The organism is Vreelandella sp. L-15, assembly GCF_056857635.1.
The window spans coordinates 14,422-40,076 of sequence record NZ_JBSXNN010000068.1 but is presented as its reverse complement, the minus strand read 5'-3'; the positions used below and the strand labels follow the sequence as shown (position 1 = coordinate 40,076).

Below are 25,655 nucleotides of genomic sequence, written 5' to 3'. Positions count from 1 at the left end.
GCGCGTTCCCTCATCGTCTACACTGAATTGATTGACGACACTCATCAGGCTTGGCGCTGCCAAGCCTTGACGTACACGGAAGCCTTTTTGATATGAGCTGGTTAGACAAGATCGTGCCCTCCATGGGGCGTATCCAGCGTAAAGACCGTCGTGCCAGCGTGCCCGATGGTCTCTGGCGTAAATGTCCCAAGTGTGAAGCCGTTCTCTACCTGCCTGAATTAGAGAAACATCACAGCGTATGCCCCAAGTGTGAGCATCATTTACGCTTAACGGCGCGCAAACGCTTGGACTGGTTCTTGGATAAACAGGGGCGCGAAGAGATCGCGGCAGAGATTGAGCCGAATGATCGCCTCAAATTCCGCGACTCCAAGAAGTACAAAGACCGCCTGACCGCAGCGCAAAAAGAGACTGGCGAGAAAGACGCGCTGGTGGCGATGCGCGGCGAGCTGGATGGCCTGCCGATCGTTGCTGTGGCGTTTGAGTTCACCTTTATGGGTGGTTCTATGGGCGCTGTGGTGGGTGAGAAATTTGTACGTGCCGCCACCATCGCTCTGGAAGAGGGCATTCCGTTGGTCTGCTTTGCTGCCTCGGGTGGTGCGCGTATGCAGGAAGCGCTGTTCTCGCTGATGCAGATGGCGAAAACCTCAGCGGCCCTTGAGAAACTCAAGCAGGCGGGCGTGCCCTATATTTCGGTGCTGACTGACCCCGTGTTTGGTGGTGTTTCGGCTTCCTTGGCGATGTTGGGCGACCTAAATATTGCCGAGCCCAACGCGCTAATTGGTTTTGCTGGCCCCCGTGTTATTGAGCAAACCGTGCGTGAAACGCTGCCGGAAGGCTTCCAGCGCAGTGAGTTCCTGCTAGAGCACGGCACGGTGGACATGATTGTTCACCGCCACGATATGCGTGCCCGCGTGGGTGGCGTGCTGCGTAAGCTGACACATCAAAGCGCTAACCCGGCTGAAGGTGATCTGCCCGAGGCTGAGGTGGTTGAGCCGGTGGCCAATGAAGAGCAGCTAGCGGAAGCGGCAGAGACATCTGCTCAAGCCGATTCTCGTCACGCGACGAGCGATGACGCTTCACGCAATGCCTAATACCTTAGTCGAATGGCTTCATCACCTTGAAACCCTGCATCCCGTAGGGATCGATATGGGGCTGGAGCGTGTTTCTCTGGTGGCCAAGCGTATGGGGTTGCTAGAGCGCCCCATCGCGAAACAGGTCATCACGGTAGCAGGTACCAATGGCAAGGGCTCTACCCTTGCCATGATAGATGCTGTCGCTCGTGCCCACGGGTTACGGGCGGGTACTTATACCTCTCCGCACTTGCTGCGTTACAACGAACGCGTGACGGTGGATGGCCGGGAAGCCAGCGATCAGCGTTTGGTGGAAGGCTTTCAGCAAGTAGAAAACGCCCGTTTACAAGAGCCTTCAATTAGCCTCACGTATTTCGAAGCTGGCACGTTGTGTGCGCTGTGGTGCTTGGCTAATGCCACATTGGATATTGCGATTCTGGAAGTGGGGCTGGGCGGCCGTTTAGACGCGGTGAATATTATTGACGCGGACGTGGCTATCGTGACCACGATTGCGCTTGATCACGCGAATTTTCTAGGCAACGATCTTGAACAGATCGGGCGAGAAAAGGCGGGTATTTTTCGCCCGCTAAAACCCGCTGTGCTAGGTAGCCAGTCGCTTCCGCCAAGCGTGTTGGAATCAGCAATAGCGATAGCAGCCCATAGCTACGCACTAGGCACCGCCTTCAGTCATAGCGCTGGTGAGACGGTAGGCAACCCCTGGTGCTGGCATGGCCTTAATGCCGATGGCAGTACACTTTCGCTGGATGGTTTACCAGACCCTGGATTGCCACTTGATAATGCCGCCACGGCGCTTCAAGCGCTGGCCTTAGCGGGTGTCACTTTGCAGTTAAACACGGTGCGCAAAGCGCTGCGTACGGTAACGCTCTCCGGGCGAATGCAGTGGGTAGGGCAGTGGTGTTTGGACGTAGGGCATAACCCTCATGCGGCACACTACGTGGCCCGCCGTTTGCCCGCACCACCCAAAGGGGGTCGTCAGTGGGCGTTGATTGGTATGCTTAACGACAAAGATGCCGACGGTGTGATTCAGGCGCTTTTGCCAAGTATCACGGACTGGGTGTGCGTTACCCTTGAAGGTGAGCGTGGCCGTTCTGCAGACGAGTTAGCCAAACGTATTACGTCGCTGGGCGGACACGTGTATTATTGCGCCGACTCCCCCGCAGCGGGGGTTGCCAAGCTTGCCAAGCAGCTAGCCCCAGAGGACCGCGTGCTGGCCACCGGCTCATTCTTCACGGTAGCTGAGTTACTGGCCATGCCACTGCCGCAAGCAGCGCCGCGGGCACGCTAAGCTTGATGGAGAGGGATATGAAATACGGTAAAACGGAACGCATTAGTGGCATCGTGATACTGCTGGCGCTACTGGCCATCGTTGTCCCTTGGTTGATGAGCGACCCCGCACCTCGGGAAGAGCGCCCTCAGCCCACCTTTGTGATCGAACAGCCTATGGATGTGGAGCGTCAAGATGTGCCCGTGCCTGACATGCCTGACACCATTGATACACCTGCACCGTCGTCACCTGTCCTTACCGATGAAGCGCTGAATGAGCCGATAGAGGAAATACCTCGAGCGCCACAAACAGATCAAGTAGCGAGCTCTAGTTCTGATGAAGGTTCATCGTCGCAAACTGCTGCTGCCGAGCCTAGCCAACAAGCGCCTTCGCAGCCCAGCCGTGAACCGGATTCTCCGCCGCAAGAAGACCCCATTGCCGCGCTGGTCGCAGCGAATGAGAGCCGCAATAGCAGTGCCTCCGTAGCACCCTCTGCTCAGCAGCAGGGTGAGTGGGCAGTCCAGGTGGGCAGCTTTGGTGATACCGCCAATGCCCAGCGTATTAGCGACCAGCTAAGCGGTGAAGGTTTTAGCGTGTTTCAGCGCGCCCGTGATAACAATCTGACTACTGTATTAGTAGGCCCTTACGCCACGTCTGAGGATGGTGAGGCAGCGATGGCGCTTATCAAACAGCGTATTAATGTGCAGGGTTTGCTTGTTCGAGTAAGAGATTAACGATGGCATTGACCTGGATTGATGCGCTGTTTTTAGCCGTTCTTGGGCTTTCGATGCTGGCGGGCTTTGTGCGCGGTTTCGTGCGCGAGTCGCTTGGCTTAGCTGCTTGGGTCGTTGCGTTAATGGTCGCACGTGTTTTGGCGGAGCCCGTTGCAGAGTTAATGAGCGGCTTTATTGAGAGCTTTGATGCACGCTTAGTGCTGGCATTTGCTCTGGTGATTTTTGCCGTCATTCTGTTATGTGGCATTGTTATTCGCGTGGTGCATGCGGCCGTTGAATGGGTTGGCATGGGGTTGTTGAATCGATTTGCAGGTGCTGCCTTTGGGATAGCCCGCGGGGCGGTGATTCTGTTAGTGGCTACTGTGTTGATTACCCTAACGCCGCTGGCTGAGCTCCAGGCTTGGCAGCAAGCATCGTTACGGCCAACCTTTATTGAGCTTCGCGATTGGGCGGTCAGCCAGCTAGACCAATGGGAGCGGGAGCTGCCGACACCGCCTGAGTCGCTGCGCGATATTTCGCTACCTGAACTGCGTCGCCCACAGCCGACGCTACCCTCCAGCAGCGCCCCTGAAGTTGAGTAACGGGAACTGCCAGAAAATTCTCCGCTGGTGCTGCTTCCAGCGCCAGTGCTTGTCAGTTTGATGAACGTACGGGCTTGCGTCAGTAAGCCATGGTATTAAAGCGAGGTAACTGGAATGTGCGGTATAGTGGGCCTTCTGGCCAAGCAGGCAGTAAATCAGGGAATCTACGATGCCCTGACCGTACTTCAGCATCGGGGCCAAGACGCTGCCGGAATGATGACTTGGAACGAGGGACGCTTCCTACTGCGCAAGAGTAACGGCTTAGTTCGTGACGTCTTCCATACTCGCCACATGGCACGCCTGAAAGGCAACCTGGGCATTGGTCATGTTCGCTATCCGACAGCTGGCTCCTCCAGTGAGGCAGAATCACAGCCTTTCTACGTTAACTCTCCTTACGGCATTGCGCTGGCCCACAACGGTAACCTGACCAACTCAGAGCAGTTGAAGCAGGAGCTGTTCTCCACGGATCTTCGCCACATCAATACCAGCTCCGACTCTGAAGTGCTGCTGAATGTGTTCGCCCACGAACTGGGCAAACAGGGACTGCACCTGGAAGCTGAGGATATTTTCGATGCGGTTCGTAGAGTGCACCGGCGCTGCAAAGGCGGCTACGCGGCGGTCGCGATTATTAATGGGTTTGGTATGGTGGCGTTCCGTGACCCCCACGGCATTCGTCCGGTGGTGTTTGGTACCCGTCAGGATGCTGATGGCCAAGAGGTGATGATTGCCTCTGAGTCGGTGGCCCTGGACGTGGGTGGCTTCGAGCTGGAACGCGACCTTGGCCCCGGCGAAGCGATTTTTGTTGATATGCAGGGGCAAGTACACACCCAGGTATGTGCAGATCGCCCACAGCTACGCTCGTGCATTTTTGAGCATGTTTATCTGGCGCGTCCTGACTCTATCCTGGACGGTGCTTACGTTTACGGCACGCGGATGCAGATGGGTCGTAAGCTGGGTGATCGCATCTTGAGCGAGTGGCCGGATCACGATATCGATGTGGTTATTCCAATTCCCGATACCTCGCGTACTTCCGCTCTAGAGATGGCTCAGCATCTCGGCGTGACCTACCGCGAAGGCTTTATGAAGAACCGCTACATTGGCCGTACCTTTATTATGCCGGGTCAAACCCAGCGTAAAAAATCGGTACGCCAAAAGCTGAACGCCATTGATGTGGAGTTCAAAGGCAAGAATGTACTGCTAGTGGATGACTCCATCGTACGAGGTACCACCTGCAAACAGATTATTCAGATGGCGCGAGATGCTGGTGCGCGTAAGGTTTACTTTGCCTCTGCCGCGCCGCCCGTTCGCTACCCCAACGTTTATGGGATTGATATGCCTGCGGCGTCTGAGCTGATCGCCCATGGTCGTACTGAAGAGGAAGTTGGGCAGCTGATCGGTGCCGACCGCATCTTCTATCAGGATCTGGAAGATCTAAAAGACGCCTGCCGCGAAGTAAATCCTGACATGGAAGCCTTCGACTGTTCAGTATTTGACGGTAACTACGTCACTGGCGACATTGACGATGCGTATTTGGCCGTCTTGGAAGCCAGCCGTAACGATGCAGTAAAAGATCAGAGCGCGGGTGACCACGCGCTGGTCGATATGCATAATCAAGACGACGATCTGGACGATTAAGTGTCACGCTACCTGCGGTGCCCAAGTGGCCCGCAGGAGAAATGTGTATGTGGTGCAATAATTAGCATTTTGAAATCGCGTTTGGAATAAGGGGCTCTGCCATGCACGAAGATAGCCATCAGGATGAGTGGTCGCTTGAGACGCTTGCTATTCGCGCGGGCCACCACCGCACGTTTGAGCAGGAGCACTCGGAACCCATTTTTCCCACATCAAGCTTTGTGTACGAGAGTGCTGCCGAGGCGGCACGCAAGTTTGGTGGTAAAGAGCCAGGCAATGTTTACTCGCGCTTTACGAACCCTACCGTACATACTTTCGAGCGCCGTCTAGCGGCGCTTGAAGGTGGTGAACGCTGCGTGGCGACTAGCTCTGGCATGTCAGCCATTCTCTCAACGGCGCTGGCACTGCTGTCGGCAGGCGATGAGATTGTGGCGTCTCGTTCGCTATTTGGCTCCACGGTCAGCCTGTTTGATAAGTATCTGGGCAAGTTCGGTATCACAACGCGCTATGTGGAGCTTTCCAACTTGGCCGCGTGGGAAGAGGCGATCAGCCCTAAGACTAAGCTGCTGTTTGCTGAAACGCCTTCAAACCCGCTTTCCGAAGTGGCGGATATCCCTGCGCTGGCGGCGCTCGCCAAGCGTAGCGGTGCACTGCTCGCCATTGATAACTGCTTTTTGACCCCCGCACTGCAAAAGCCTATCGCGCTAGGTGCGGACTTGGTCATTCACTCTGCCACGAAATATCTGGATGGTCAGGGACGCGCAGTAGGCGGAGCCGTGGTAGGCAAGCATGACGTGATGGAAGAAGTTTTTGGTGTCGTGCGCACCTGTGGACCTTGCATGAGCCCGTTTAATGCGTGGATTTTCACCAAAGGCTTGGAAACCCTCTCACTGCGTATGAAAGCGCACTGTGAAAACGCACTGGCACTGGCGCTCTGGCTAGATCAGCATCCGGCCGTCAATCGCGTCTACTACAGCGGGCTGGAAGCACATCCTCAACATGTGTTAGCGAAACAGCAGCAGCAGGGCTTTGGTGCGGTGCTCGGTTTTGAGGTGAAAGGTGGGCAAGAGGGCGCTTGGCAGGTCATTGATGCCACGCGGATGCTTTCCATTACCGGGAACTTAGGTGATGTAAAAACCACTATTACTCATCCGGCAACCACCACGCATGGCCGTCTCTCGGACGCACAGAAAGCGGCGGCAGGCATTTCGCCGGGCTTGGTTCGTGTGGCCGTTGGGCTTGAAAGTCAGGAAGATATTCAGCGTGACTTGGCACGAGGCCTAGATGTACTAGCCGCCCAGTAAGGAACATTGGTTCAAGCTAAATAAAAAACCCACCGTGAGGTGGGTTTTTGTCATCTAAGGAGCTAAGCGTTTCTGCGTTGGACAGCAGCGCTTACCTGTCTTAGGAGGCGTTGCGATGCGGCAGGTCAGACTGCGCAATCTGGTCATTGTTGCTGTTTGAGTGACGCGCTTCAGAGCTAGGCTCGATAACGGTGTTTTTAGCAGCATCACCGTTTACACGCGTCAGATCAGCGGGCGTCAGGTTTAAGCTTTCTGTGCTGTGGTTCACAGAAGAGCTGGCCTGAACGATTTCATTGAGCTCAGCAGAGCCTTGTTCGGCTAGAGCCGCTGTAGAGGTCAATGTTAGGGCGATAGCGGAAATAAGGGTCAATTTTTTCATGGGTCATACTCTCTATAGATAGTGGATTCGTTTAAAAGCGTTGTGATGTGTCGTGTCAGAAAGTGCGCTAATAATAAGTGCGCTAAACAAATAGTAAAATTGATTAAAATTGCTGGGTTTGTTCGATTTTTTAAACTTTCGTCTAAGATGCTAGGCTTGGAACATGTCGTGGAGAATTTGTGAAGAAGCATCAGAGTCATTAGCGACATAACCAATGGTTTTTACGAACGATGTATTCTGCTTTTTTCAGCAGAGTTTTTGCCGGTGAAACGGTATGCTCATTACGAAACGAGCGGGCAGACCCTTGCGGGCAGTTTTATATGGGGAATCAAGGATGTTGCGGAACACACGCAGCGGTTGGGGTGTCATTAGTATTCTTTTTCACTGGCTCAGTGCCCTGGCGATCATTGGGTTGTTTATTTTGGGCTGGTGGATGACCGGATTGGGTTATTACGATCCTTGGTATAACCAAGGCCCCTGGGTTCATCGCTCGATAGGTATTTTGTTACTACTGGCGACCGTAGGCCGCTTAATATGGCGTTTTGCTCAGCCCACGCCTGCGGGAGAAGGCAGCCGCTTAGAGCAAGCTGCTGCTCACCTGGGCCATATAGCGCTTTATGTACTATTACTGCTTGTGCTGACCAGTGGCTATTTGATTTCCACAGCGAATGGCCGCGGTATTAGCGTGTTTGGATGGTTTGAGATTCCTGCGGTGCTGTACGATCTGCCGAATCAGGCAAGCCTTGCGGGGGAGGTTCATTGGTATAGCGCGATTGCGCTAATGCTGTTGGCGGGTGGTCATGCCCTGGCAGCGTTAGTACATCACTACCGGTATCGTCATACAACGCTGAGTCGGATGGTAAACCCCCGCTATAGCCGAACCAGCCTCTGATTGCTGGGTGACAATTTTTGAACGCTGTCGGGTAAGGTAGAGGCAATGCCGACAGTGCCCATAAAGGAAAGAAAGGAGATGGAAATAATGATGAAGAAAAGCGTAATGGCAGTAGCCGTAGCGGCAGCGGCGATGGTTCCTTTGAGCCAAGCACAGGCAGCGGACTACCAGATTGATACGGAAGGCCAGCACGCCTTCGTTCAATTCAAAATTAACCACCTGGGCTTCTCCTACATCCTGGGCAGCTTTGAAGAGTTTGACGGCCAGTTCTCTTACGATGCTGACGATCTGGACGCTTCTTCTGTCGAAATGGAAGTTCAAATTGATAGTCTGACCAGTAATCATGCTGAGCGTGACCGTCACATCTTGAGTGGTGACTTCCTGAATGCCAGCGAATTCCCCACGGCGACGTTTACTTCTACCGGTTTTGAATCTACCGGCGACAATGAAGGCGTTGTGACCGGTGAGCTAACGCTGCATGGTCAGACTCAAGTGATCGAAATGCCGGTAACCCTGATGGGCGAAGGTGAAGACCCCTGGGGCAATTACCGTGCAGGTTTTGAAGGCAGCACGATGCTTACCCTCGGCGATTTCGGTATTAACATGAGCGATTTCCCGGAAGTTATGCACGAAGTTGAGCTGTACGTGACGTTTGAAGGTATTCGCCAGTAAGCGATACGGTTTAAAAACGCCGCCACCCTAACGGGTGGTGGCGTTTTTTTGCGTTTAGTATTCCTACATTTATGATGTTAAGGAGTCAGTTTTTGGCAGCTGTCATGCAACAACGCGAGTTGGCGATAACCCTATGGCGGCAAACGTGGCCGATGGCCATTGGTGTGCTGGCGCTATTGGGTTTTCAGCTTGTGGATAGTGCGTTTATCGCACGTTTAGGCACTGCGCCGCTGGCGGCTCAGTCGTTTACCTTTCCTCTGTCGTTTTTGATCATTGGTATACAAGTGGGAATGGGCATTGCCATCGCCGCGCTGATTTCCAGAGCATTAGGAGCAGGAGAGCAGGCGAGGGCCAAGCGGCTCTCAAGTCTAGTGCTGATTGCTGGTGGGGCGGTGATTGCCGTACTGGCAGTGGCGTTATGGCTGCTTCAGGTGCCGCTCTTTCAGCTGTTGGGGGCGGACGAAACGGCGCTGACGTATATTCGTACCTACTGGGGGCCTCAGCTATTTTCTGCCTGGTTAGGGGCGCTGCTTTACTTTATGTATAGCGTTTTTCGTGCTCACGGTGATACACGCATGCCCGGCAAGATGATGGTGCTCAGTAGCCTGATCAACCTAGCGCTCGATCCGCTGTTTATTTTTGGTGTAGGTGGCTGGGAAGGTTGGGGGCTTCCGGGGGCAGCGTGGGCGACTGCCGTGGCGTTTTCCGTTGGGCTGTTGCTAACAGGGGCTAAATTGCGGCGCTGTCAGTGGGCGACAATGGATGATATTGGGCAAGAAGCTGTGCGCTCATGGCGGCCTTTTACAGGCATTGCCGCTCCCGCGATGGTCAGCCAGTTAATGCCGCCGCTGGCGGCAATGCTTGCCATTGCCGCAGTGGCGGGCTTAGGCGACACCCAAGTAGCGGCGTGGGGGTTAGCGAGTCGCCTTGAGACGCTATCGCTGATGGTGATTCTTGCCATGACCATGTCGTTGCCCCCTTGGCTGGGGCGCTGTTATGGCGCGGGGGATTGGGGGCAAATTCAGCAGCTTATGCGCCTAGCATTAAAAGTGGCCGTGATCTGGCAGCTAAGCCTTGGCGTGCTGCTGGCGTTAGCGTCGCCGTGGGTGGCCATGGCCTTGGCGGGCAATCCAGGGGTGCAGAGTGAACTTGCTCTGCTGATTCGCTTTATGCTGCCAAGCTACGCAGCACTTGGAGTGTGCATGCTGGTCGTATCGGCGGGTAATGCGCTGGGGTGGCCGCTTAGGGCAATGCTGCTTTCTAGTGCGCGGCTGTTTATCTGCTACCTGCCCTGTTTATGGCTAGGGGCAGCGCTATTTGGCTGGACGGGCCTCGCTGCTGGTGCAGCTATCGGCAATTTACTGGCCGGGCTAACGGCCTGGGTCTTGCTGAAGCGTATCCTCTCCCGCCCGCATCGGCAGGCGGGAGCGTCAGGCTAGCTTAGCGTTTATAGGGGGCTTCTTGGAACGAGAAGTACGTAAACAGCAGGGCCATGGCTAAGTAGCCCATCACAAATTCCGGCGCGGCGTTAAAAGCGAGTTTGGGCGCATGCATTAAGCCGACAAACGAGAAGCCTGCGGCTATCACAGCAAACGCGGCTGCTCGTCGGAATTGGCGGCGAACGCGCAATTGTACACAACATTTGCCAAGGGGTTGATAATCTTATGGCTTTTCGAAATAGCCAGTTGTTACCAACAAAAACGCCCAGGCGCTTGGCCTGGGCGTGGATAGGGTATGCCGTTGGTTAGTCGTTAACCGAAGCAATGGCTTTGGCGAGGTAGGGCAGATTTTCATGGGAGAAGCCTGCCACGTTCGCGCGGCCAGAGCGCACCATATATATGCCGAACTCGTCGCGCAGACGATCTACCTGTTCGGGCGTGAGGCCGGTGTAAGAGAACATACCGCGCTGCTCGGCAACGCAGGCGTACTTCTCATCGAGACCGTAAGGCTTCAGCGCATCAACGAAGTCACGACGCAGCGTGTTGATCCGGTCACGCATTTCGGTCAGCTCTTCGCGCCACATGGCAGAAAGCTCTGCATCATGCAAAATCTCGCTGACAATCGCACCGCCGTGGGCTGGCGGGTTAGAGTAGTTTTCACGGGCGACAATAGCCACCTGGGAGCGAACGTTCTCCATCTGCTCGGCGTCTTTAGCGACCAGAATCAAGCAGCCCGTGCGCTCACAGTAAATACCAAAGTTCTTGGAGCAGGAACTGGTGATGATCACTTCATCCAGGTTTTCAGCTAGCAGGCGAACGCCATAGGCGTCTTCATCAAGGCCTTCACCGAAACCTTGGTAAGCGAAGTCGACGAGTGGCAACAAATGGCGCTCTTTCAGTACCGCCAGCACTTCTTGCCACTGCTGTTGAGAAAGATCAAAACCGGTCGGGTTGTGGCAGCAGGCATGCAATACCACTACATCGCCTTCGGGGATCTTTTTCAGCGCGGCCAACATACCATCAAAATCTAAACGGTTGTCGGCATCTACATAGGGGTACTTATGCAGTTCAATGCCGGCAGCGGTGAAAATACCGTGGTGGTTCGGCCAAGTGGGGTCGCTGACCCAAATGCCTTTACCTGGCAGTTGGCTGGCAATAAAGTCGGCTGCCAGACGTAAGGCACCGGTGCCGCCAGGGGACTGGGTAGCGCTGGCGCGGTTGGCTTTTAGCACCGCAGAGTCAGCGCCCAATACCATCGGCAGAACGACATCGCCATAAGCGGGTGCACCGTGGGAGCCAATGTAGGTTTTGGTGGTTTCATTCTTGAGCAGGCGAGCTTCTGCTTCCTTGACGGCGCGCATGACCGGCGTGTTGCCAGCGGCGTCGCGGTATACACCAACACCAAGGTCCACTTTCTGCGGGTTGGTATCTTTTTTGAAAGCTTCGATCAGCCCGAGAATGGCATCTCCAGGGACTCGCTCAATTTGCTCAAACATTTATTCGGCTACCTCGTCGGTTCTGGCGGCAAGAATGAAGTCATTAAGATGCAGGCCGTTTATTTTATGGGACCACCACGTCACCGTGGTTTTGCCCCACTCGGTCACCAATACTGGGTGATGGCCAGCCTGCTCTGCGACATCACCAACACGCTGGCTAAACGCTAGCGCATCAGCAAAATTACGAAACGTAAATTGTCTCGTCAGCTTCATGATGCCATCGTGCTCGATAATCTGCCACTCTGGAAGCGCCTTAAGATGCGCTTGGCATGCGTCATAAGAGAGCGGTATAGCGCTACCGCTGCAGGGTTCGCACTGCGACTGAGCAAGAGATGTCATAGTGTTAGTCTCCAGGGTTGACTTATCTATCAGGGTAGAAGGCAGACACAGTCACGACCAACATCCTTTGCACTATATAACGCTCGATCGGCCCGTTCGATCAGGCTCACCAGTGGCTCTCCGCAACGATATTCAGCCACGCCAATGCTGAGTGTGACGTTACCCTGGCCAATGCCAAAATCGTAGTCTGCAATGGTGTGGCGTAAACGGTCGGCAAGCTTATGGCATTGCTGCAGCGAGGTAAGCGGCAGCACTACCATAAACTCTTCACCCCCTAGCCTTGCCACCATATCTTCACAGCGAAGCAGTGACTGCGTCACATCGGCTAGCTGTTCAAGAACGCTATCACCTTGTAGATGACCCCAGCGGTCGTTGAGCCGTTTGAAGTGGTCGATATCGATCATCATGATCGAAAGCGGCGTACCGTGGCGTGTGCTCAGCGATGTGAGGTGGGTTAATTGCCCCATCAGTTTGCGCCGATTAGGTAGGCCGGTCAGCGGGTCGGTATCGCTTAGTTTGCGCAAGCGAAGCTCTTCCAGCACTTGGTCAGTAATATCCAGCATAATGCCGTTCCAGCGTACCCCCGTCTCCATTGGCTCGGGGTTAGCGCTAACGGCGATCCAGTGCGGTTTTGCTTTAGGAAAGGGCAGCCTGAAACGCGTATTTAACGGCAGCATCCAGCGCGCAGAGCGCTCAATGGCTGACATCACCTTAGGGTGATCATTACCTGTTAACTGCTCGATTAGTTGGCTTGCATCGGTCGCTAGCTGCTGTCTGTCAACATAAGCAAGCGCCATGCCGCCGCCCTCTAGGTAAGGGAAGTGCATATGGCCGCTATGGGAGCGATAGAATTGAAAAAGCACCCCAGGGATATGTGGAACTAAGGTATCAGCACTTTGAGGTATGGCTACAGGAGGTACAGGTGCATCATTCACGGGCATGCGTGAATCTCCAATTTTATGCCTGTTGTAATTTAGCCGTGAAGATTAGCGGTAAAATCGTAAACAATATGTAAGCTTTTGCTGACAATTCATCTTTTTTAATATTTTTTGGTAATTAAAAATTTCTCATCTATTCCATTTTTGTTGTTTTGCCGTAAAAATGGCAAAAGTTGGGGCGGATTATGCTTTTTATTCTTTTTTTGAAATATTAAAAAATATTTTAATTCTATTTGGTGGTCGCTTTGGTTACGCAGAAATTACATACGGGCGCCGTTACGGCAACAGCATCTGAAGCGGCGCCGCGTTCCCAGGGGCGCGTTAGCTTGGTAGGGGCTGGCCCAGGAGACCCTGATTTATTAACGTTAAAGGCTTACAAACGACTTTTGAGTGCGGAAGTCGTGCTGTATGACCGCTTGGTTAGCGATGAAATTTTGGCACTGTTACCCGCAGAGACCGCGCGCCACTACGTGGGCAAAGCGCGCTCCTCCCATAGCGTCCCGCAGGAGGATATCAATCAATCGCTGGTAGAGTGGGCTAGGCAAGGAAAGCAGGTGGTACGCCTGAAAGGCGGTGATCCATTTATTTTTGGGCGCGGTGGTGAAGAGCTTGAAACGCTGGTCGCCGCTAATGTGCCCGTTGAGGTAGTGCCTGGCATTACCGCCGCTTCCGGATGTGCAGCTTATGCGGGCATTCCGTTGACGCATCGCGACCATGCGCAGTCGGTGCGGTTTGTGACCGGACATCTTCAGCATGGCGAATTTACCCTAGATTGGCCCACCTTAGCTCAGCCTGGCCAAACGCTGGTGTTTTATATGGGGTTGAGCAATCTCACGTTGATCTGTCAGGAGCTGATTGCTCATGGTTTAAACCCAGCAACACCTCTTGCACTGATTGAGCAAGGCACTACACAACAGCAACGAACCCACATAGGCACACTACAGCATTTGCCGGATGGCTTTTTAGCAGGTGACATTAAGCCACCCACGCTGTTAATAATTGGTAGCGTGGTATCGCTGCACCGGACGCTTTCATGGTTTGAGACTGATAGCGGAACAGCAGTTGGTTTTTCAGAGGGTAAGCATGCGCGTTTAACAGATGGTTGAGCGTTTTGAGAGCCAAGCCGGGTGGCGTTATGTAATTGTCTGTGTATGCTAGTAAAGAGCACTTTTAAAAAACGATCATTCACTTATCGTGCTACTTGCCACTAACGCTGCTAACGCCAGTAGCCAAGCAAAAAGAGGGGCGCAGCATGTCAGAAGAAAACCGTTCAGATCAGTACACGCCAGGCCACAAGCCGGATATGAAAACGCTGTTTAAGGATAACCGGGTCAAAGGTATTGCCGGTATTGCAGCCATTGCGGTGATCTGGGCCATTATGGCGCAATCCAATTCAGGCACCCACCAGGAGCGTGTAGAGGCGCTTGAAGGGCAGCTCGCCAGCGTTGAGCAAGAGAATACTGAGCTCAGCCAGCGCCTGTCGGAAGTAGAGCAGGCCGAAACTGATTTGACCGCGATGCGCGATGAAATGGCGTCTTTAGAGCAGCAGCAAGCAGAGGCAACCGCCAGCCTTGAGTCTGCTCAGGGAGATGTCAGCAGCGTACAGTCTCGTCTTGAAGAGTTAGAAAGCCAGCGTGAAACGCTGCAGCAGGAAGTCACTGCTTTGGAAGAGCAGCTTGCTAGCACCGAAAGCGAGTTGCAGTCGCTTCGTGAAGAGCGTGAGCAAGTGGTAAGTGAGCGCGATGAGGCGGAGGCGTCGCTTCAGCAGGTTGAAGAAGCTCGTCAAAGTGCCGAGGACGCTCGTCAGCAGGCAGAGTCTGCTCGTCAGGAAGCTGAAGAGCAGCGTCAGCAAGCTGTTGAAGAGCTAGGCGCCGCTGAAACCAAGCTAAGCGATCTTGAAGCCCAAGTGACGGATGCCAATGAGCGCTTAGCGACGCTTGAAGAGGAAATTGCTGCCCAGGAGAGCGAGCTGCAAACCTTGCAGGATGAGCGCGATAACGTGGTTGAAGAGCGTGACTCGCTGCAATCAGAAGTGGACTCTTTAACTCAGCTGCGCGAAGAAGAGCAGCAAAGCCTAGAGCAGGTTCGCACTGAAATGGACGACCTGATGGTGGCACTGGATATCGGTCGCGATGAAGTGGCTAAGGTCGAGAGCGATATCGAAACCCGTGAAGAGCAGCTAGCACGTTTAGAAGCGCAGTTGAGCGAGTGGCGCGATGAACTCTCTGCGCTGGATGAGCGTTTAAACGTAGAAGATGCTGCCTCTGGTGAGGTGCCCAGCCTAACGGGTGAACAGCAAAACCAACAAGATCAGCAAAATCAGGAAGGCCAGGACCAAGAAGATAGCGCTGGTGATGACAACAATGCAGAGAGCGAAGATGCCCAAGCGGCTGAAGAGAGCCAGCCAAGCAGCAACTAAGCACGGCGCCGTGGCTTCCGGGGGTTGATAACTCCTTTAGCGGATGTGGGGTGGTTTCCCACATCCGCTTTTGTTTGTTGGTTTAGAAATAGACCGCTGAGGAGTATCATTCACGCCATGTTCACGATAAACAAACAACGGGAGTGCCATTGATGGATGGTGTAAAACATATTGTGGCAGTGGCATCCGGCAAAGGTGGCGTTGGTAAATCCACCGTGACCGTCAATTTAGCGCTGGCGTTGTCTGCACAGGGCTATCGTGTAGGCGTTTTGGATGCAGATATTTACGGCCCCAGCCAGGCACAAATGCTGGGTGTAGAAGAGGGTGTGCGTCCTCAGGCGGCGGCAGATAATAAGTTTCTGCCGTTGGAAGCCCACGGTATTCAGGCCATGTCGATGGCGTTTATGGTTAACACGCGGGATGCCATGGTGTGGCGTGGCCCGATGGTGGTGGGTGCGTTTCAACAAATGCTGACCCAAACTCAGTGGGATAACCTGGATTTTCTGCTGATCGATATGCCGCCGGGCACGGGTGACATCCAGCTAACGCTGGCGCAGAAAGTGCCGGTATCTGGTGCTGTGATCGTCACGACACCACAGGACATCGCGCTATTGGATGCCCGTAAAGGCATCGAAATGTTCCGCAAAGTGAACGTGCCAGTGCTGGGCGTGGTGGAGAACATGAGCCTGTACCACTGCGAGAAGTGCGGCCATGAAGCCGCTATTTTTGGCACTGGCGGTGGCGATCGTATTGCAGAGGAGTACGACACTACCGTGTTGGGACGTTTGCCGCTGACCCTGTCGATTCGCGAGCTGGCAGATTCTGGACGCCCAAGCGTGGTTTCCGAGCCAGACAGTGCCGTTAGCCGTACCTTTGCCGAGATTGCCAGCCAAGTAGCGCAGTCCGTCAGTGCTAGCCAAAGCGGCGGCCCTACGATTTCTTTTAGCGAGTGATGAAGTAACCGATGAGCATTAAATCAGACAAGTGGATTCGCCGGATGGCGCAAAGCGATGCCATGATCGAGCCTTTCGAGGCAGAGCAGGTACGCTATGTGAACGACCAGCGGGTGATCTCCTATGGCACTTCCAGCTACGGCTACGATGTACGCTGCGCCGATGAGTTTAAGGTATTTACCAACATTCACTCGGCGATTGTTGACCCTAAAGCCTTCGACGACAAAAGCTTTGTCGATGTGAAGGGCGATGTTTGCATCATTCCGCCAAACTCTTTTGCGCTGGCGCGGACGGTGGAGTATTTCCGCATCCCGCGTAATGTGCTGACCATTTGTCTGGGCAAATCCACCTACGCGCGCTGTGGCATCATCGTCAACGTGACGCCGCTGGAGCCTGAGTGGGAAGGACACGTGACGCTGGAATTCTCCAACACCACCAACCTGCCCGCGAAGATCTATGCCCATGAAGGCGTCGCCCAGATGCTCTTCCTGGAGTCGGATGAGGTGTGTGAAACCTCTTATAAAGATAGGGGTGGTAAGTACATGGGCCAACGTGGCGTGACGTTGCCGCGTACCTAATACGCCTTCTGTGCTACTAAAAAAGCCTTGCCGCATCACTGCGGCAAGGCTTTTTTTAACGGAGGCTCTTCTGAGAAATTAGGCGTCGTCGATCTCTTCATCCAGCTCTTCAGCGGCATCCGCATGGGAGAGGCGCATGCCGTACGGCGGAAGCGGGTGGCCGTCCATGGTGGCACCCTCTGCGTTGTACTGCAGGCGTCCTTCCAGGAACCACTGCACCGCAATCGAGAAGATCAGGTGCTCGCGCGCGTGGACTTTCTCCTTTAGCGTCTCCACCGTGTCATCTGGGTTAACCTGCAGCTCCGCTTGCAGCACAACGGGACCGCCATCGAGCTCTTCAGTGACAAAGTGTACGCTGCAGCCGTGGTGCGAGGCGCCATCAGCTAATGCGCGTGCATGGGTGTTCAAGCCCTGGTAAGCCGGCAGCAGTGAGGGGTGAATATTAAGCATCCGCCCCAAGAAACGCTGTACAAAACGCGGTGTTAGAATGCGCATAAAGCCCGCTAGAACGATAACGTCTGGCTCGTGGCGTTCTATTACCTTGATCAGCGCGCCATCGTAAGCATCGCGGCTATCATATTCACGATGGGGAAGTACTACCGCTTCGATGCCAGCTTCATGGGCACGTTTCAAGCCATAGGCATCGGGCTCGTTGGAGATCACTGCAACGATCTCACCGCCCAAGCGGTCATGCTGCTGAGCATCAATGAGCGCCTGTAGATTACTGCCGCTGCCAGAGATCAGTACCACCACGCGGCGTGCGCCCACAGGATCAGGCGTCATGCCGTTTAGGGTGTCGCTGCTGTAGTCGGTGCTGCTCATGCGTTGTGGCTCGCTTGGGCGTGGTCGAGTACGACCGCCTCGTCCTGGCGATGAATAATCTGACCGATTTGATAAACGGTCTCGCCCTGGGCCTCAAGGTGCGCTTTAGCGTTCGCTGCCTGATCTGCGGGCACCACGATGACCATACCAATACCGCAGTTCAGTACGCGGTGCATTTCGGTTTCGTTGACGTTGCCTTTGGCCTGCAGCCAGTTGAACACTTCAGGGCGCTGCCAGCTGGTGAGGTCAATGTGTGCTGCCAGGGTGTTTGGTAGAACGCGGGGGATATTTTCCAGCAGGCCGCCGCCAGTAATGTGCGAAAGGGCATGTACGGGAATGTCGGTGCCGCGCATCATGGAGAGCAGTGATTTTACATAGATGCGCGTAGGGGCCATCAAGGCATCGCCTAGTGGCTTGCCGTCAACGGTTTCTTCCAGGGAAGCATTGCTGACTTCAAGAATTTTACGAATCAGCGAGTAGCCATTGGAGTGGGGGCCAGAGGAGGCCAGACCGAGCAGCACATCGCCTTCGGCCACCTTGCTGCCGTCGAGAATCTCTGACTTTTCTACGACGCCAACGCAGAAGCCGGCCAGGTCGTAGTCGCTGCCTTCGTACATGCCGGGCATTTCTGCGGTTTCACCACCTACCAGTGCACAGCCTGCTAGCTCGCAGCCAGCGCCAATACCGGTCACTACGTCGGCAGCAATATCCACATCTAGTTTGCCCGTGGCATAGTAGTCCAGGAAAAGTAGCGGCTCGGCACCCGCCACGATCAAGTCATTCACACACATGGCTACCAGGTCGATGCCGATAGTGTCATGCTTGCCAAGATCCATTGCCAGACGCAGTTTAGTGCCCACCCCGTCTGTGCCGGAGACGAGTACCGGCTGTTTATAACCCGCGGGCAGCTCGCACAGCGCGCCAAAACCGCCAAGGCCACCCATCACTTCAGGGCGTGATGTGCGCTTGGCAACGTGCTTGATACGATCAACAAGGGCGTTGCCGGCATCAATATCGACGCCTGCGTCTTTGTAGCTGAGAGAGGGAGTAGCCTGGGAGGGAGAGGTCTCGGTCATGACAGGTCCTGTGAAGCCTATGCAAAGCTGCAATGCGATTGTGCTGGCAAGTAGCCAGTGCCGGAGCAATAACGGGGTGCGATTGTATCACTCAGCGACGTAAGTCGCATCGATGTGACGCGTTATCAGGTGCGCTGCGGGCAACTTTTGTTACTATTCAAGCATTACTGCTGACCGTATATCCAGGAAGGAGCGTGGAATGAGAAACTCAAGGTGGGGAATTGCGCTACTTGTCGCGCTGGTTGGCACGGTTTACTTTCTCGATGCAGTACTGATGCCCTTTATTGCTGGGTTGATATTGGCGTACTTGGCCGACCCATTGACCAATTATTTCCAACGCCTGGGAATGAAGCGTGTTTGGGCAGTCAGCAGCGTGTTTTTAGTCCTGATGATTGTTCTGGCGCTGAGCTTACTTATTCTTATTCCGCTGGTGGTACAACAGATTAAGCAACTGGGCGAAGCGCTCCCGGGCGTGCTTAACTGGATTGAAGGCGTATTGGCTCCACAGGTGCAAGAGTGGACGGGCTATGACCTCGCCTCCGAGCTGAGCAATGTACGTGAAACGCTGGTTGAAAACTGGCGTGATGCGGGTAGTTACGTTGCCCAGGCGTTAGGCCAGATTGGCCGCTCGGGCATGGCGTTTGTCTCTTGGGTCACCTATGTAGCGCTGATTCCTGTGGTGACGTTTTATTTGCTGCTGGATTGGGAGCGCATGCTTAACAATATGGCGAATCTAGTACCCCGCCAGTGGGTGGACGATACGTTTCGCTTGGCACGTCGCTGTGATGAGGTATTAGCCTCGTTTTTACGCGGTCAACTGCTGGTCATGCTTTGCTTGGGTATTATCTACGCAGTGGGTTTAACCCTGTTGGGGCTTAACTTTGGCCTGCTGATTGGTGTGCTCTCTGGGCTAGTGAGCATCGTGCCATTTTTAGGTTTTATCGTCGGGCTAGTAATTGCTCTGGTGGTGGCACTGTTTCAGTTTGATACGTGGTGGGCGCTATTAGGCGTCATTGCCGTGTTTGGTCTGGGGCAAGTGGCTGAAAGCGTGGTGCTGCAGCCGAAGCTATTAGGCGATAAGATTGGTCTGCATCCGGTAGCAGTTATTTTTGCCGTACTGGCGGGTGGGCATCTCTTTGGTTTAACTGGGGTGTTGTTAGCGCTTCCGGCGGCGGCGGTGATTATGGTGCTGCTGCGAGAAGTAAAAGATCGTTATAAAAATAGTGCGCTGTATGATGCACGGTCAGAACCATTAGAACAGCAAACACAGCATGATGAGCTGGGTCGCGACGACAAAAGGGAGTCATCATGAGCCGAGTACCGGCACAGCTACCGCTTGGGGTAGGGCTGCGTGACGATGCTACGTTTAATAATTACTACGCATCCAGTGCCAATGCTTCGTTGGTAGACCACTTAAGCCATCAGCTAATGCCTGGCTCAGAGCCGTTTCTTTATCTATGGGGCGCGCCGGGCAGTGGCCGTAGCCATCTTTTGCAAGCGGCCTGCCATGCGGCCTCTGATCAAGACAAACGAGCGCTCTATTTACCTCTGGCTGATTTAGGTCATTTCCCCCCGCTGATGCTAGAGGATATTGAGCGTCTTGATTTAGTCGCGATTGATGACCTTGAGTATGTGATAGGCCGTAAGCGCTGGGAGGAAGCGCTATTTCACGCCTTCAATCGCTTACGGGATGCGGGCAAAGCATTACTGATTGCCGCCAATAAGCCTCCACGCCACTTGGAAGTAGCCCTACCGGATTTGGCATCGCGTCTTGCCTGGGGGGTAACGTTTCACCTACATCCTATGGATGATAGTGATCGCTTGGCCGCCTTAAAGCTGCGTGCGAATGTCCGCGGGATGCAACTACCGGATGACGTTGGGCGCTACATTATGCATCGTGGCCCAAGGGAGTTAGGGGAGCTGTGTCGAGCGCTGGAAACGTTGGATCAAGCGTCACTCTCTGCGAAACGTAAACTCACCATTCCTTTCGTGAAATCCGCGCTTAATTGGTAAAACGCCCCTGCCAGAGAGCTGGCAAGGGCGTCATCTAGCCGCTTTTAAGTTGCTGAATCGCTTTCGCGATCAGTTCAACATTAGGCAGTTTTGCTCATTTTGCTGGCAGTAGCTTGTGCCTGCTTAACGTTATCTTCCGTCAGCTTTTGGCTCTTCTGCAAGAAGTCCTGCTGCAGTGATACCACTTTGTCTGCATCACCTTTGACGCGCTCAGCCAACTCTTTGGCTACTTTCTGCTGGCTTTCCATGTAGCTGCGCAGGCCCTCAGCGTCTTTAACGCTCATCAGCTGGCGCATTTGTGCAATGCCAGTATCAACATAGGCTTTGTTAGCGTCTAGCTGAGCGTTTAGCAGTTTTTCAGAATAGTCGATGCTGAGGCTCATGTAGGCACGTGCCGGAGCCATAAACAGGTTATCGAACTGCTGAGTCATTTCATTGGTGTTAAAGGTACGCATAATCAACACTCCTGTGCCATTGCTAAGGTCTGTGGGCTGCTAAGCTAAACCCAAGACGATTCGTTTATCAGCGACGGCGAGCTAAGGAATGCACCGTTACTGATCTGGGTTATCTTGCATTGCAGCATAGCAAGCGGTTTTGTGCAGCGCAACAATTTGGGCAAAATAAACCTTGAAAACGCGCCCAGCCAGCTTGGTGGTTTACCAAACCGTGCGGGGTGGCTAGGCTGAAGCGTAGAGAGAATCGTTATCAATGAAGTGGTGTTAGTTCAAATGCCGCTGATGACTTAACAGGAGTGTGGAATGGATACGCGTATTGAACGAGATAGCATGGGAGAGCTTGAGGTACCGGCAAAGGCGCTTTACGGTGCCCAAACCCAGCGTGCCATTAATAATTTTCCCGTCTCAGGAACGCCCATGCCGGTGGCATTTGTGCATGCCGTGGCACGCATTAAGCTAGCGGCTGCTCGTAGCAATCACCAGCTAGGACTATTAGATGCCGAGCGCGCGCAGGCTATCGAAAAAGCCGCACAAGCGGTGATTGATGGCCAGCATGACGACCATTTCCCCATTGACGTTTTCCAGACTGGCTCGGGCACCTCCACCAATATGAACGTGAATGAGGTGCTGGCGACGTTGGCTAGCCGTGAAGGAGTCGAGGTGGCGCCTAACGATCACGTTAATATGGGCCAATCCAGTAACGATGTGATCCCGACGGCGATCCACCTCTCCGCCGCTATCGCCGTGAATGAGTCACTGAAGCCTGCATTAGTCGCGCTACAAGCGACCATTGATCGCCGTGCTGACGAACTCAGCCATGTCGTTAAAACCGGGCGTACCCATTTGATGGACGCTATGCCTTTGCGGATGGATCAAGAGTTAGGGGCGTGGTCTAGTCAGGTGGGGCAAGCCATTGAGCGGTTTGACAGTGCGATGGTGCGGTTATGCCGCCTTGCCCAGGGTGGAACTGCAGTGGGTACGGGGATTAACGCGCCGGAGGGCTTTGCTGACTTAATGGCGAAAGAACTGAGCCAACAAACGGGCCTCTCTTTTGTTCCTAACGATAGCTTTTTTGCCAGCTTGGCTTCGCAAGACGCTGCGGTGGAATTATCCGGCCAGCTGAAAGGCTTCGCCTGCGTGGTGATGAAGATCGCCAACGACCTACGTTGGATGAACTCGGGGCCGCTGGCCGGGCTGGGTGAAATTGAGCTTGAAGCGCTGCAGCCGGGTAGCTCTATTATGCCGGGCAAAGTCAACCCGGTGATTCCCGAGTCGGCAGCACAGGCGGCGGCGCAGGTGATGGGGTTAGATACGGCGATCACAGTGGCGGGGCAGAGCGGCAATTTCCAGCTTAACGTTATGCTGCCGCTGGTGGCGTTTAATCTGCTCACGTCAATTACTCTGATGAGTAATACCGCCAAGCTGTTGGCTGAGCGTGCTATCGCAACTTTCAAAGTGCGTGAAGATAACCTGCAGGTGCCGCTGGCGCGTAACCCGATTTTGGTGACCGCGCTGAACAGTGTGATTGGCTACAACGCGGCCGCCGCGATTGCTAAAAAGGCATATCAAGCAGGACGGCCGATTATCGATGTCGCGGAAGAGGAAACGGACCTGGACCGCGCCACCCTAGAGCGCCTGCTTGATCCCACTGTATTAACGCAAGGCGGTCTGCCCGAGTAACCTATTCCATCCTACGCCTAGCGATTGGGCAAAACGGTTAAGTTTGCTGCGTCTCCGCTTTGCCCTTTTCAATGGTTTCGCTGGCTTCCTGGCGCTCTTCTTGACTGGCTTCTGGTGTTTCATGCTCGTTCTGGCGAGTAGGGCGATAGCAGAGTGTGGCCAAAATAGGGAAATGGTCAGACCCAAAAGCATCCAAGCGCTGCATGCTGTCCAGCGTAAAGTGCTCACTGACAAAGACGTGATCTAACGGCCAGCGCAGGACCGGGTAGTTAGCGTGAAACGTGCTGAACATGCCCCGGCCACGACGAGGGTCAAGCATGCCGCTGATGCGGCAGAAGCGTCGGGTAGTGCGCGACCAAGCAACATCGTTTAGATCGCCAGCGACCAGAGTGGCAGAAGGGTGGCGATGAATTTCCTTACCAACTAACAGTAGTTCAGCATCGCGCCAGAGCGACTTCTCGCTTTCACTGGGTGCTGGCGGACGCGGGTGAAGAGCATATAGGCGGATTCGGTCGCCGCTTTCCAGCGTGACATAGGTATGGATAGAGGGGATGTCATCCTGAATCAGCCACTTTACCTCGGTCTCGCTGAGGGTTAGTCGCGAGTACATATGCATGCCGTAAAGATTATCGAGCGGAATTTTGACGCTATTAGGCCACTTATCCTCTAACGCTTGATCTAGTTGATCCTGCCACCACTGGTCTGACTCCAGCGTTAGCACAATATCGGGCTGGTATTGCTCAATCATACTGAGCAGTTTATCCGCCTGGCGATTCGGAGTAAGCACATTGGCGATCAGCAGGGTGATTTTTTGATTGCTTGGCGCCTCATGGGTCGATTTCACTTGAACGGGCCAGAGACGCGTCCAAGGGATGATGTAACGCAGCTGTATCAGCAGGGTAAGCAGCGATAAGCCTGTCGATGCCATTCGCCATTTACCTGGCTCCAGCAGCATCCAGCTTGCTAGCGCACATACCCCAGCGAGTAAGGCAATCTGCAGGCGTGGAAACTCAAAACTGCGTATCCACCACCAGCGCAATCTTATGCGAGCAATTAACGTGGAAAGTAGCAGTAAAACGGCGATGCATCCTAGCAAAGGCCCTAGCAAAACCTACCTCCTTATTTCACGGGCGATCAGTATTAATCTATGTCCAGCTTAGTCCTTAGGTTTGATAAGTGCCGACATTATTCATAGAAACAGCGATAAGGTACTCGTTGGTAAGGGTGTGAAGAATAAAAACTACTTGCAATTCAGCTATGAAGCCGTAGAATACGCATCCGTTGCACAGCAGGACCATAGCTCAGTTGGTTAGAGCGCCACGTTGACATCGTGGAGGTCGGCGGTTCAAATCCGCCTGGTCCTACCATTTCATGTGTGCACACTTTTCTAGGACCATAGCTCAGTTGGTTAGAGCGCCACGTTGACATCGTGGAGGTCGGCGGTTCAAATCCGCCTGGTCCTACCAGATTCTAAAAAGCCCCGCTCATTGAGTGGGGCTTTTTGTTGTTTAATGCGCCATCAAACGAAGCGGGGAAGGTCTGTTTGCCGCACGAAAGTGGCCACCAGCGCCTCGATGCCAGCCTGGTCTTCTTGGCTAAAGCGCGCGTGCTGGGGGCTGTCGATATCCAGAACGCCCCATACGAAACCGTCGTGTACGATGGGGACGACCAGCTCGGAACGTGAATCGGCGTCGCAAGCGATGTGGTCAGCCACCGCGTGAACGTCATCGACCCGTTGCGTTGCCTGTTCACGGGCCGCAGCCCCACAAACGCCTTTGCTAAAAGGGATGGGGTGGCAGGCGGGTTTGCCCTGGAATGGCCCAAGGCACAGTAGCTGCGGTTCGCGCTGCAAATAAAAGCCAACCCAGTTCAGCGCTTCTAGCGTTTGCTGAATGAAGGCGCAGGTTTGAGCGCTATTGGTTAGCCAGTCGCGGGTATCCAGTAGAGCCTCTAACTGGCGGTTTAACAGCGTGTAATCGGTGGTCGACATACCCTCTCCTTTGGTGAAAACGCATCAGGCCAGCCTCTCGGCTGGCCTGATAGTACTAGCTTAAGAGCGTGCTTGAACGAGCGGTGGGGAAGATTACTCTTCAATCCAGCCCGGTACCGCTGCGCCTTTGAACAGCTCTTCGGCTTTTTCAATGACTTCGTCACGCTGGTAGGCGTCTACCAGTTGGCGAATCTCTTCACGCTCTTCATCGCCACCGCGCACGGCAATCAGGTTCACGTAGGGAGACTCTGGGCCTTCTTTGATCAGCGCGTCGTCAAGGCTTAAGCCGGCCGGCTGAGCAAAGGTGTTATTAATGAAGGCCATATCCACGTCGGGAAGCACGCGGGGAAGCTGGGCTGCTTCGATTTCACGGAAGCGGAAGTTACGCGGGTTTTCGGCGATATCAATCGGCGTCGCTTCCAGGAAGGTCGGATCGTTTAGGGTGATCAGGCCTTCATTGTGCATCAGAATCAGCGCACGACCTTCGTTAGAGGGGTCGTTGGGCAGTGCGATTTGCGCGCCGTCCGGCAGTTCATCAATGCTGTCATACTTTTCTGAGTAGGCACCGATGGGATACACGAAGGTGTAGCCTGCAATGGCAAAGTCGTAGCCACGGTCATTGACCATCGCCTGCATGTAGGGTTCGTGCTGGTAGGCGTTGGCATCTAGGCTGCCATCGGCCAGTGCGGCGTTCGGCGTCACGTAGTCAGTGAACTCGATGATTTCGACGTTCAGGTCGTACTCTTCTTTGGCAATGCGAGCGGCGACTTCCATCACTTCGGTTTCAGGACCAGCTACGGTGCCCATTTTAATGGTACGGGTTTCCGCATTGGCAACGTTGATGGCAAGTGCAAGCGCGGTCAGGCTGCCGATAATGACTTTTTGCATGGCGTTACTCCAGTGTCGTT

Annotated in this window: 26 protein-coding genes, 2 tRNA genes and 1 pseudogene; 18 read left to right on the top strand and 11 right to left on the bottom strand. The window is 54.2% G+C overall.

Translation table 11 applies throughout. The features are described 5' to 3' along the window. Positions 1-92: 92 nt before the first annotated feature. From accD to AC13CY_RS10285, 6 genes are all read left to right on the top strand, one after another. On the top strand, positions 93-1,091 hold the full coding sequence (gene accD, locus AC13CY_RS10310; protein ID WP_044628331.1) for an acetyl-CoA carboxylase, carboxyltransferase subunit beta: 999 nt from the start codon (positions 93-95) through the stop codon (positions 1,089-1,091). Beyond that, entirely contained in the window at positions 1,069-2,376 is a 1,308-nt protein-coding gene (gene folC / locus AC13CY_RS10305) for a bifunctional tetrahydrofolate synthase/dihydrofolate synthase (RefSeq protein WP_232068245.1), read from the top strand. Before accD ends, folC begins: the two co-directional genes overlap by 23 nt. A gap of 17 nt (positions 2,377-2,393) precedes the next feature. Beyond that, the gene (locus AC13CY_RS10300) at positions 2,394-3,089 is read left to right on the top strand and encodes an SPOR domain-containing protein (protein ID WP_172514551.1); all 696 of its coding nucleotides are present in this window, start codon (positions 2,394-2,396) and stop codon (positions 3,087-3,089) included. Positions 3,090-3,091: 2 nt separating this feature from the next. Then, positions 3,092-3,670, top strand: a complete 579-nt coding sequence (locus AC13CY_RS10295) for a CvpA family protein (RefSeq protein ID WP_044628328.1) — start codon at positions 3,092-3,094, stop codon at positions 3,668-3,670. A 114-nt stretch (positions 3,671-3,784) separates the two neighbouring features. After that, on the top strand, positions 3,785-5,305 hold the full coding sequence (gene purF / locus AC13CY_RS10290; protein ID WP_044628327.1) for an amidophosphoribosyltransferase: 1,521 nt from the start codon (positions 3,785-3,787) through the stop codon (positions 5,303-5,305). Between the two features lie 101 nt (positions 5,306-5,406). Continuing rightward, a complete protein-coding gene (locus tag AC13CY_RS10285) occupies positions 5,407-6,606 on the top strand; it encodes an O-succinylhomoserine sulfhydrylase (protein WP_062360411.1) in 1,200 nt (399 codons plus the stop codon). 100 nt (positions 6,607-6,706) lie between these two features. On the opposite strand, the gene AC13CY_RS10280 is transcribed toward AC13CY_RS10285, so the two are convergent. Continuing rightward, complete coding sequence (locus AC13CY_RS10280) at positions 6,707-6,985, bottom strand: LolA-like protein (RefSeq protein ID WP_044628325.1); 279 nt, start codon at positions 6,983-6,985, stop codon at positions 6,707-6,709. 334 nt (positions 6,986-7,319) lie between these two features. Here AC13CY_RS10280 and AC13CY_RS10275 point away from each other — a divergent pair, with 334 nt between their 5' ends. From AC13CY_RS10275 to AC13CY_RS10265, 3 genes are all read left to right on the top strand, one after another. Beyond that, a complete protein-coding gene (locus tag AC13CY_RS10275; RefSeq protein ID WP_062360409.1) occupies positions 7,320-7,877 on the top strand; it encodes a cytochrome b in 558 nt (185 codons plus the stop codon). An 87-nt stretch (positions 7,878-7,964) separates the two neighbouring features. After that, complete coding sequence (locus AC13CY_RS10270; protein ID WP_044628323.1) at positions 7,965-8,549, top strand: YceI family protein; 585 nt, start codon at positions 7,965-7,967, stop codon at positions 8,547-8,549. A 104-nt stretch (positions 8,550-8,653) separates the two neighbouring features. Beyond that, the gene (locus tag AC13CY_RS10265) at positions 8,654-9,988 is read left to right on the top strand and encodes an MATE family efflux transporter (RefSeq protein WP_044628322.1); all 1,335 of its coding nucleotides are present in this window, start codon (positions 8,654-8,656) and stop codon (positions 9,986-9,988) included. A gap of 1 nt (position 9,989) precedes the next feature. Here the strand turns inward: AC13CY_RS10265 and AC13CY_RS10260 are convergent. From AC13CY_RS10260 to AC13CY_RS10245, 4 genes and pseudogenes are all read right to left on the bottom strand, one after another. Then, a pseudogene (locus AC13CY_RS10260) lies at positions 9,990-10,172 on the bottom strand (NCS2 family permease); the annotation flags it as partial. A 121-nt stretch (positions 10,173-10,293) separates the two neighbouring features. Next, positions 10,294-11,484, bottom strand: coding sequence for an amino acid aminotransferase (locus AC13CY_RS10255; protein WP_054644959.1), 1,191 nt, complete (start codon positions 11,482-11,484; stop codon positions 10,294-10,296). Then, the gene (locus AC13CY_RS10250; protein WP_044628320.1) at positions 11,485-11,823 is read right to left on the bottom strand and encodes a 4a-hydroxytetrahydrobiopterin dehydratase; all 339 of its coding nucleotides are present in this window, start codon (positions 11,821-11,823) and stop codon (positions 11,485-11,487) included. Positions 11,824-11,852: 29 nt separating this feature from the next. Further along, entirely contained in the window at positions 11,853-12,764 is a 912-nt protein-coding gene (locus AC13CY_RS10245) for a GGDEF domain-containing protein (RefSeq protein WP_137093326.1), read from the bottom strand. A gap of 242 nt (positions 12,765-13,006) precedes the next feature. On the opposite strand from AC13CY_RS10245, the gene cobA reads away from it, so the two are divergent. From cobA to dcd, 4 genes are all read left to right on the top strand, one after another. Further along, entirely contained in the window at positions 13,007-13,867 is an 861-nt protein-coding gene (gene cobA / locus AC13CY_RS10240; RefSeq protein ID WP_089674513.1) for a uroporphyrinogen-III C-methyltransferase, read from the top strand. Positions 13,868-14,013: 146 nt separating this feature from the next. Next, a complete protein-coding gene (locus AC13CY_RS10235) occupies positions 14,014-15,180 on the top strand; it encodes a coiled-coil domain-containing protein (RefSeq protein ID WP_044628318.1) in 1,167 nt (388 codons plus the stop codon). Positions 15,181-15,332: 152 nt separating this feature from the next. After that, positions 15,333-16,133, top strand: a complete 801-nt coding sequence (gene apbC, locus AC13CY_RS10230) for an iron-sulfur cluster carrier protein ApbC (RefSeq protein ID WP_052509914.1) — start codon at positions 15,333-15,335, stop codon at positions 16,131-16,133. An 11-nt stretch (positions 16,134-16,144) separates the two neighbouring features. Further along, entirely contained in the window at positions 16,145-16,711 is a 567-nt protein-coding gene (gene dcd, locus AC13CY_RS10225) for a dCTP deaminase (protein WP_044628317.1), read from the top strand. A 78-nt stretch (positions 16,712-16,789) separates the two neighbouring features. On the opposite strand, the gene purN is transcribed toward dcd, so the two are convergent. Next, on the bottom strand, positions 16,790-17,533 hold the full coding sequence (purN, locus tag AC13CY_RS10220) for a phosphoribosylglycinamide formyltransferase (protein ID WP_172514549.1): 744 nt from the start codon (positions 17,531-17,533) through the stop codon (positions 16,790-16,792). Next, entirely contained in the window at positions 17,530-18,609 is a 1,080-nt protein-coding gene (gene purM, locus AC13CY_RS10215) for a phosphoribosylformylglycinamidine cyclo-ligase (RefSeq protein WP_172514548.1), read from the bottom strand. The genes purN and purM overlap by 4 nt, the downstream gene beginning before the upstream one ends. Before the next feature lie 199 nt (positions 18,610-18,808). Between purM and AC13CY_RS10210 the strand changes: the two genes are divergently transcribed. Both AC13CY_RS10210 and hda read left to right on the top strand, forming a co-directional pair. After that, positions 18,809-19,921, top strand: a complete 1,113-nt coding sequence (locus AC13CY_RS10210; RefSeq protein WP_044628314.1) for an AI-2E family transporter — start codon at positions 18,809-18,811, stop codon at positions 19,919-19,921. Beyond that, positions 19,918-20,622 (top strand): DnaA regulatory inactivator Hda, encoded by a 705-nt coding sequence (hda, locus tag AC13CY_RS10205; RefSeq protein WP_044628313.1) that lies wholly within the window; start codon positions 19,918-19,920, stop codon positions 20,620-20,622. The genes AC13CY_RS10210 and hda overlap by 4 nt, the downstream gene beginning before the upstream one ends. A gap of 80 nt (positions 20,623-20,702) precedes the next feature. On the opposite strand, the gene AC13CY_RS10200 is transcribed toward hda, so the two are convergent. Beyond that, entirely contained in the window at positions 20,703-21,077 is a 375-nt protein-coding gene (locus AC13CY_RS10200) for a phasin family protein (RefSeq protein WP_089674507.1), read from the bottom strand. A 303-nt stretch (positions 21,078-21,380) separates the two neighbouring features. On the opposite strand from AC13CY_RS10200, the gene AC13CY_RS10195 reads away from it, so the two are divergent. Next, positions 21,381-22,757 carry a class II fumarate hydratase gene (locus AC13CY_RS10195; protein WP_172514547.1) on the top strand — a complete coding sequence of 459 codons (1,377 nt, stop codon included), beginning with the start codon at positions 21,381-21,383 and terminating at the stop codon, positions 22,755-22,757. 37 nt (positions 22,758-22,794) lie between these two features. Here the strand turns inward: AC13CY_RS10195 and AC13CY_RS10190 are convergent, their stop codons facing one another. Further along, a complete protein-coding gene (locus AC13CY_RS10190; RefSeq protein WP_054640839.1) occupies positions 22,795-23,865 on the bottom strand; it encodes an endonuclease/exonuclease/phosphatase family protein in 1,071 nt (356 codons plus the stop codon). A gap of 182 nt (positions 23,866-24,047) precedes the next feature. Here AC13CY_RS10190 and AC13CY_RS10185 point away from each other — a divergent pair. Both AC13CY_RS10185 and AC13CY_RS10180 read left to right on the top strand, forming a co-directional pair. After that, positions 24,048-24,124 (top strand) — tRNA-Val (locus tag AC13CY_RS10185). A 22-nt stretch (positions 24,125-24,146) separates the two neighbouring features. Further along, positions 24,147-24,223 (top strand) — tRNA-Val (locus tag AC13CY_RS10180). A gap of 53 nt (positions 24,224-24,276) precedes the next feature. Here the strand turns inward: AC13CY_RS10180 and AC13CY_RS10175 are convergent. Then, positions 24,277-24,747 (bottom strand): GAF domain-containing protein, encoded by a 471-nt coding sequence (locus tag AC13CY_RS10175; protein WP_054640840.1) that lies wholly within the window; start codon positions 24,745-24,747, stop codon positions 24,277-24,279. 93 nt (positions 24,748-24,840) lie between these two features. Beyond that, complete coding sequence (locus AC13CY_RS10170) at positions 24,841-25,635, bottom strand: MetQ/NlpA family ABC transporter substrate-binding protein (protein ID WP_172514546.1); 795 nt, start codon at positions 25,633-25,635, stop codon at positions 24,841-24,843. Positions 25,636-25,655 lie beyond the last annotated feature (20 nt).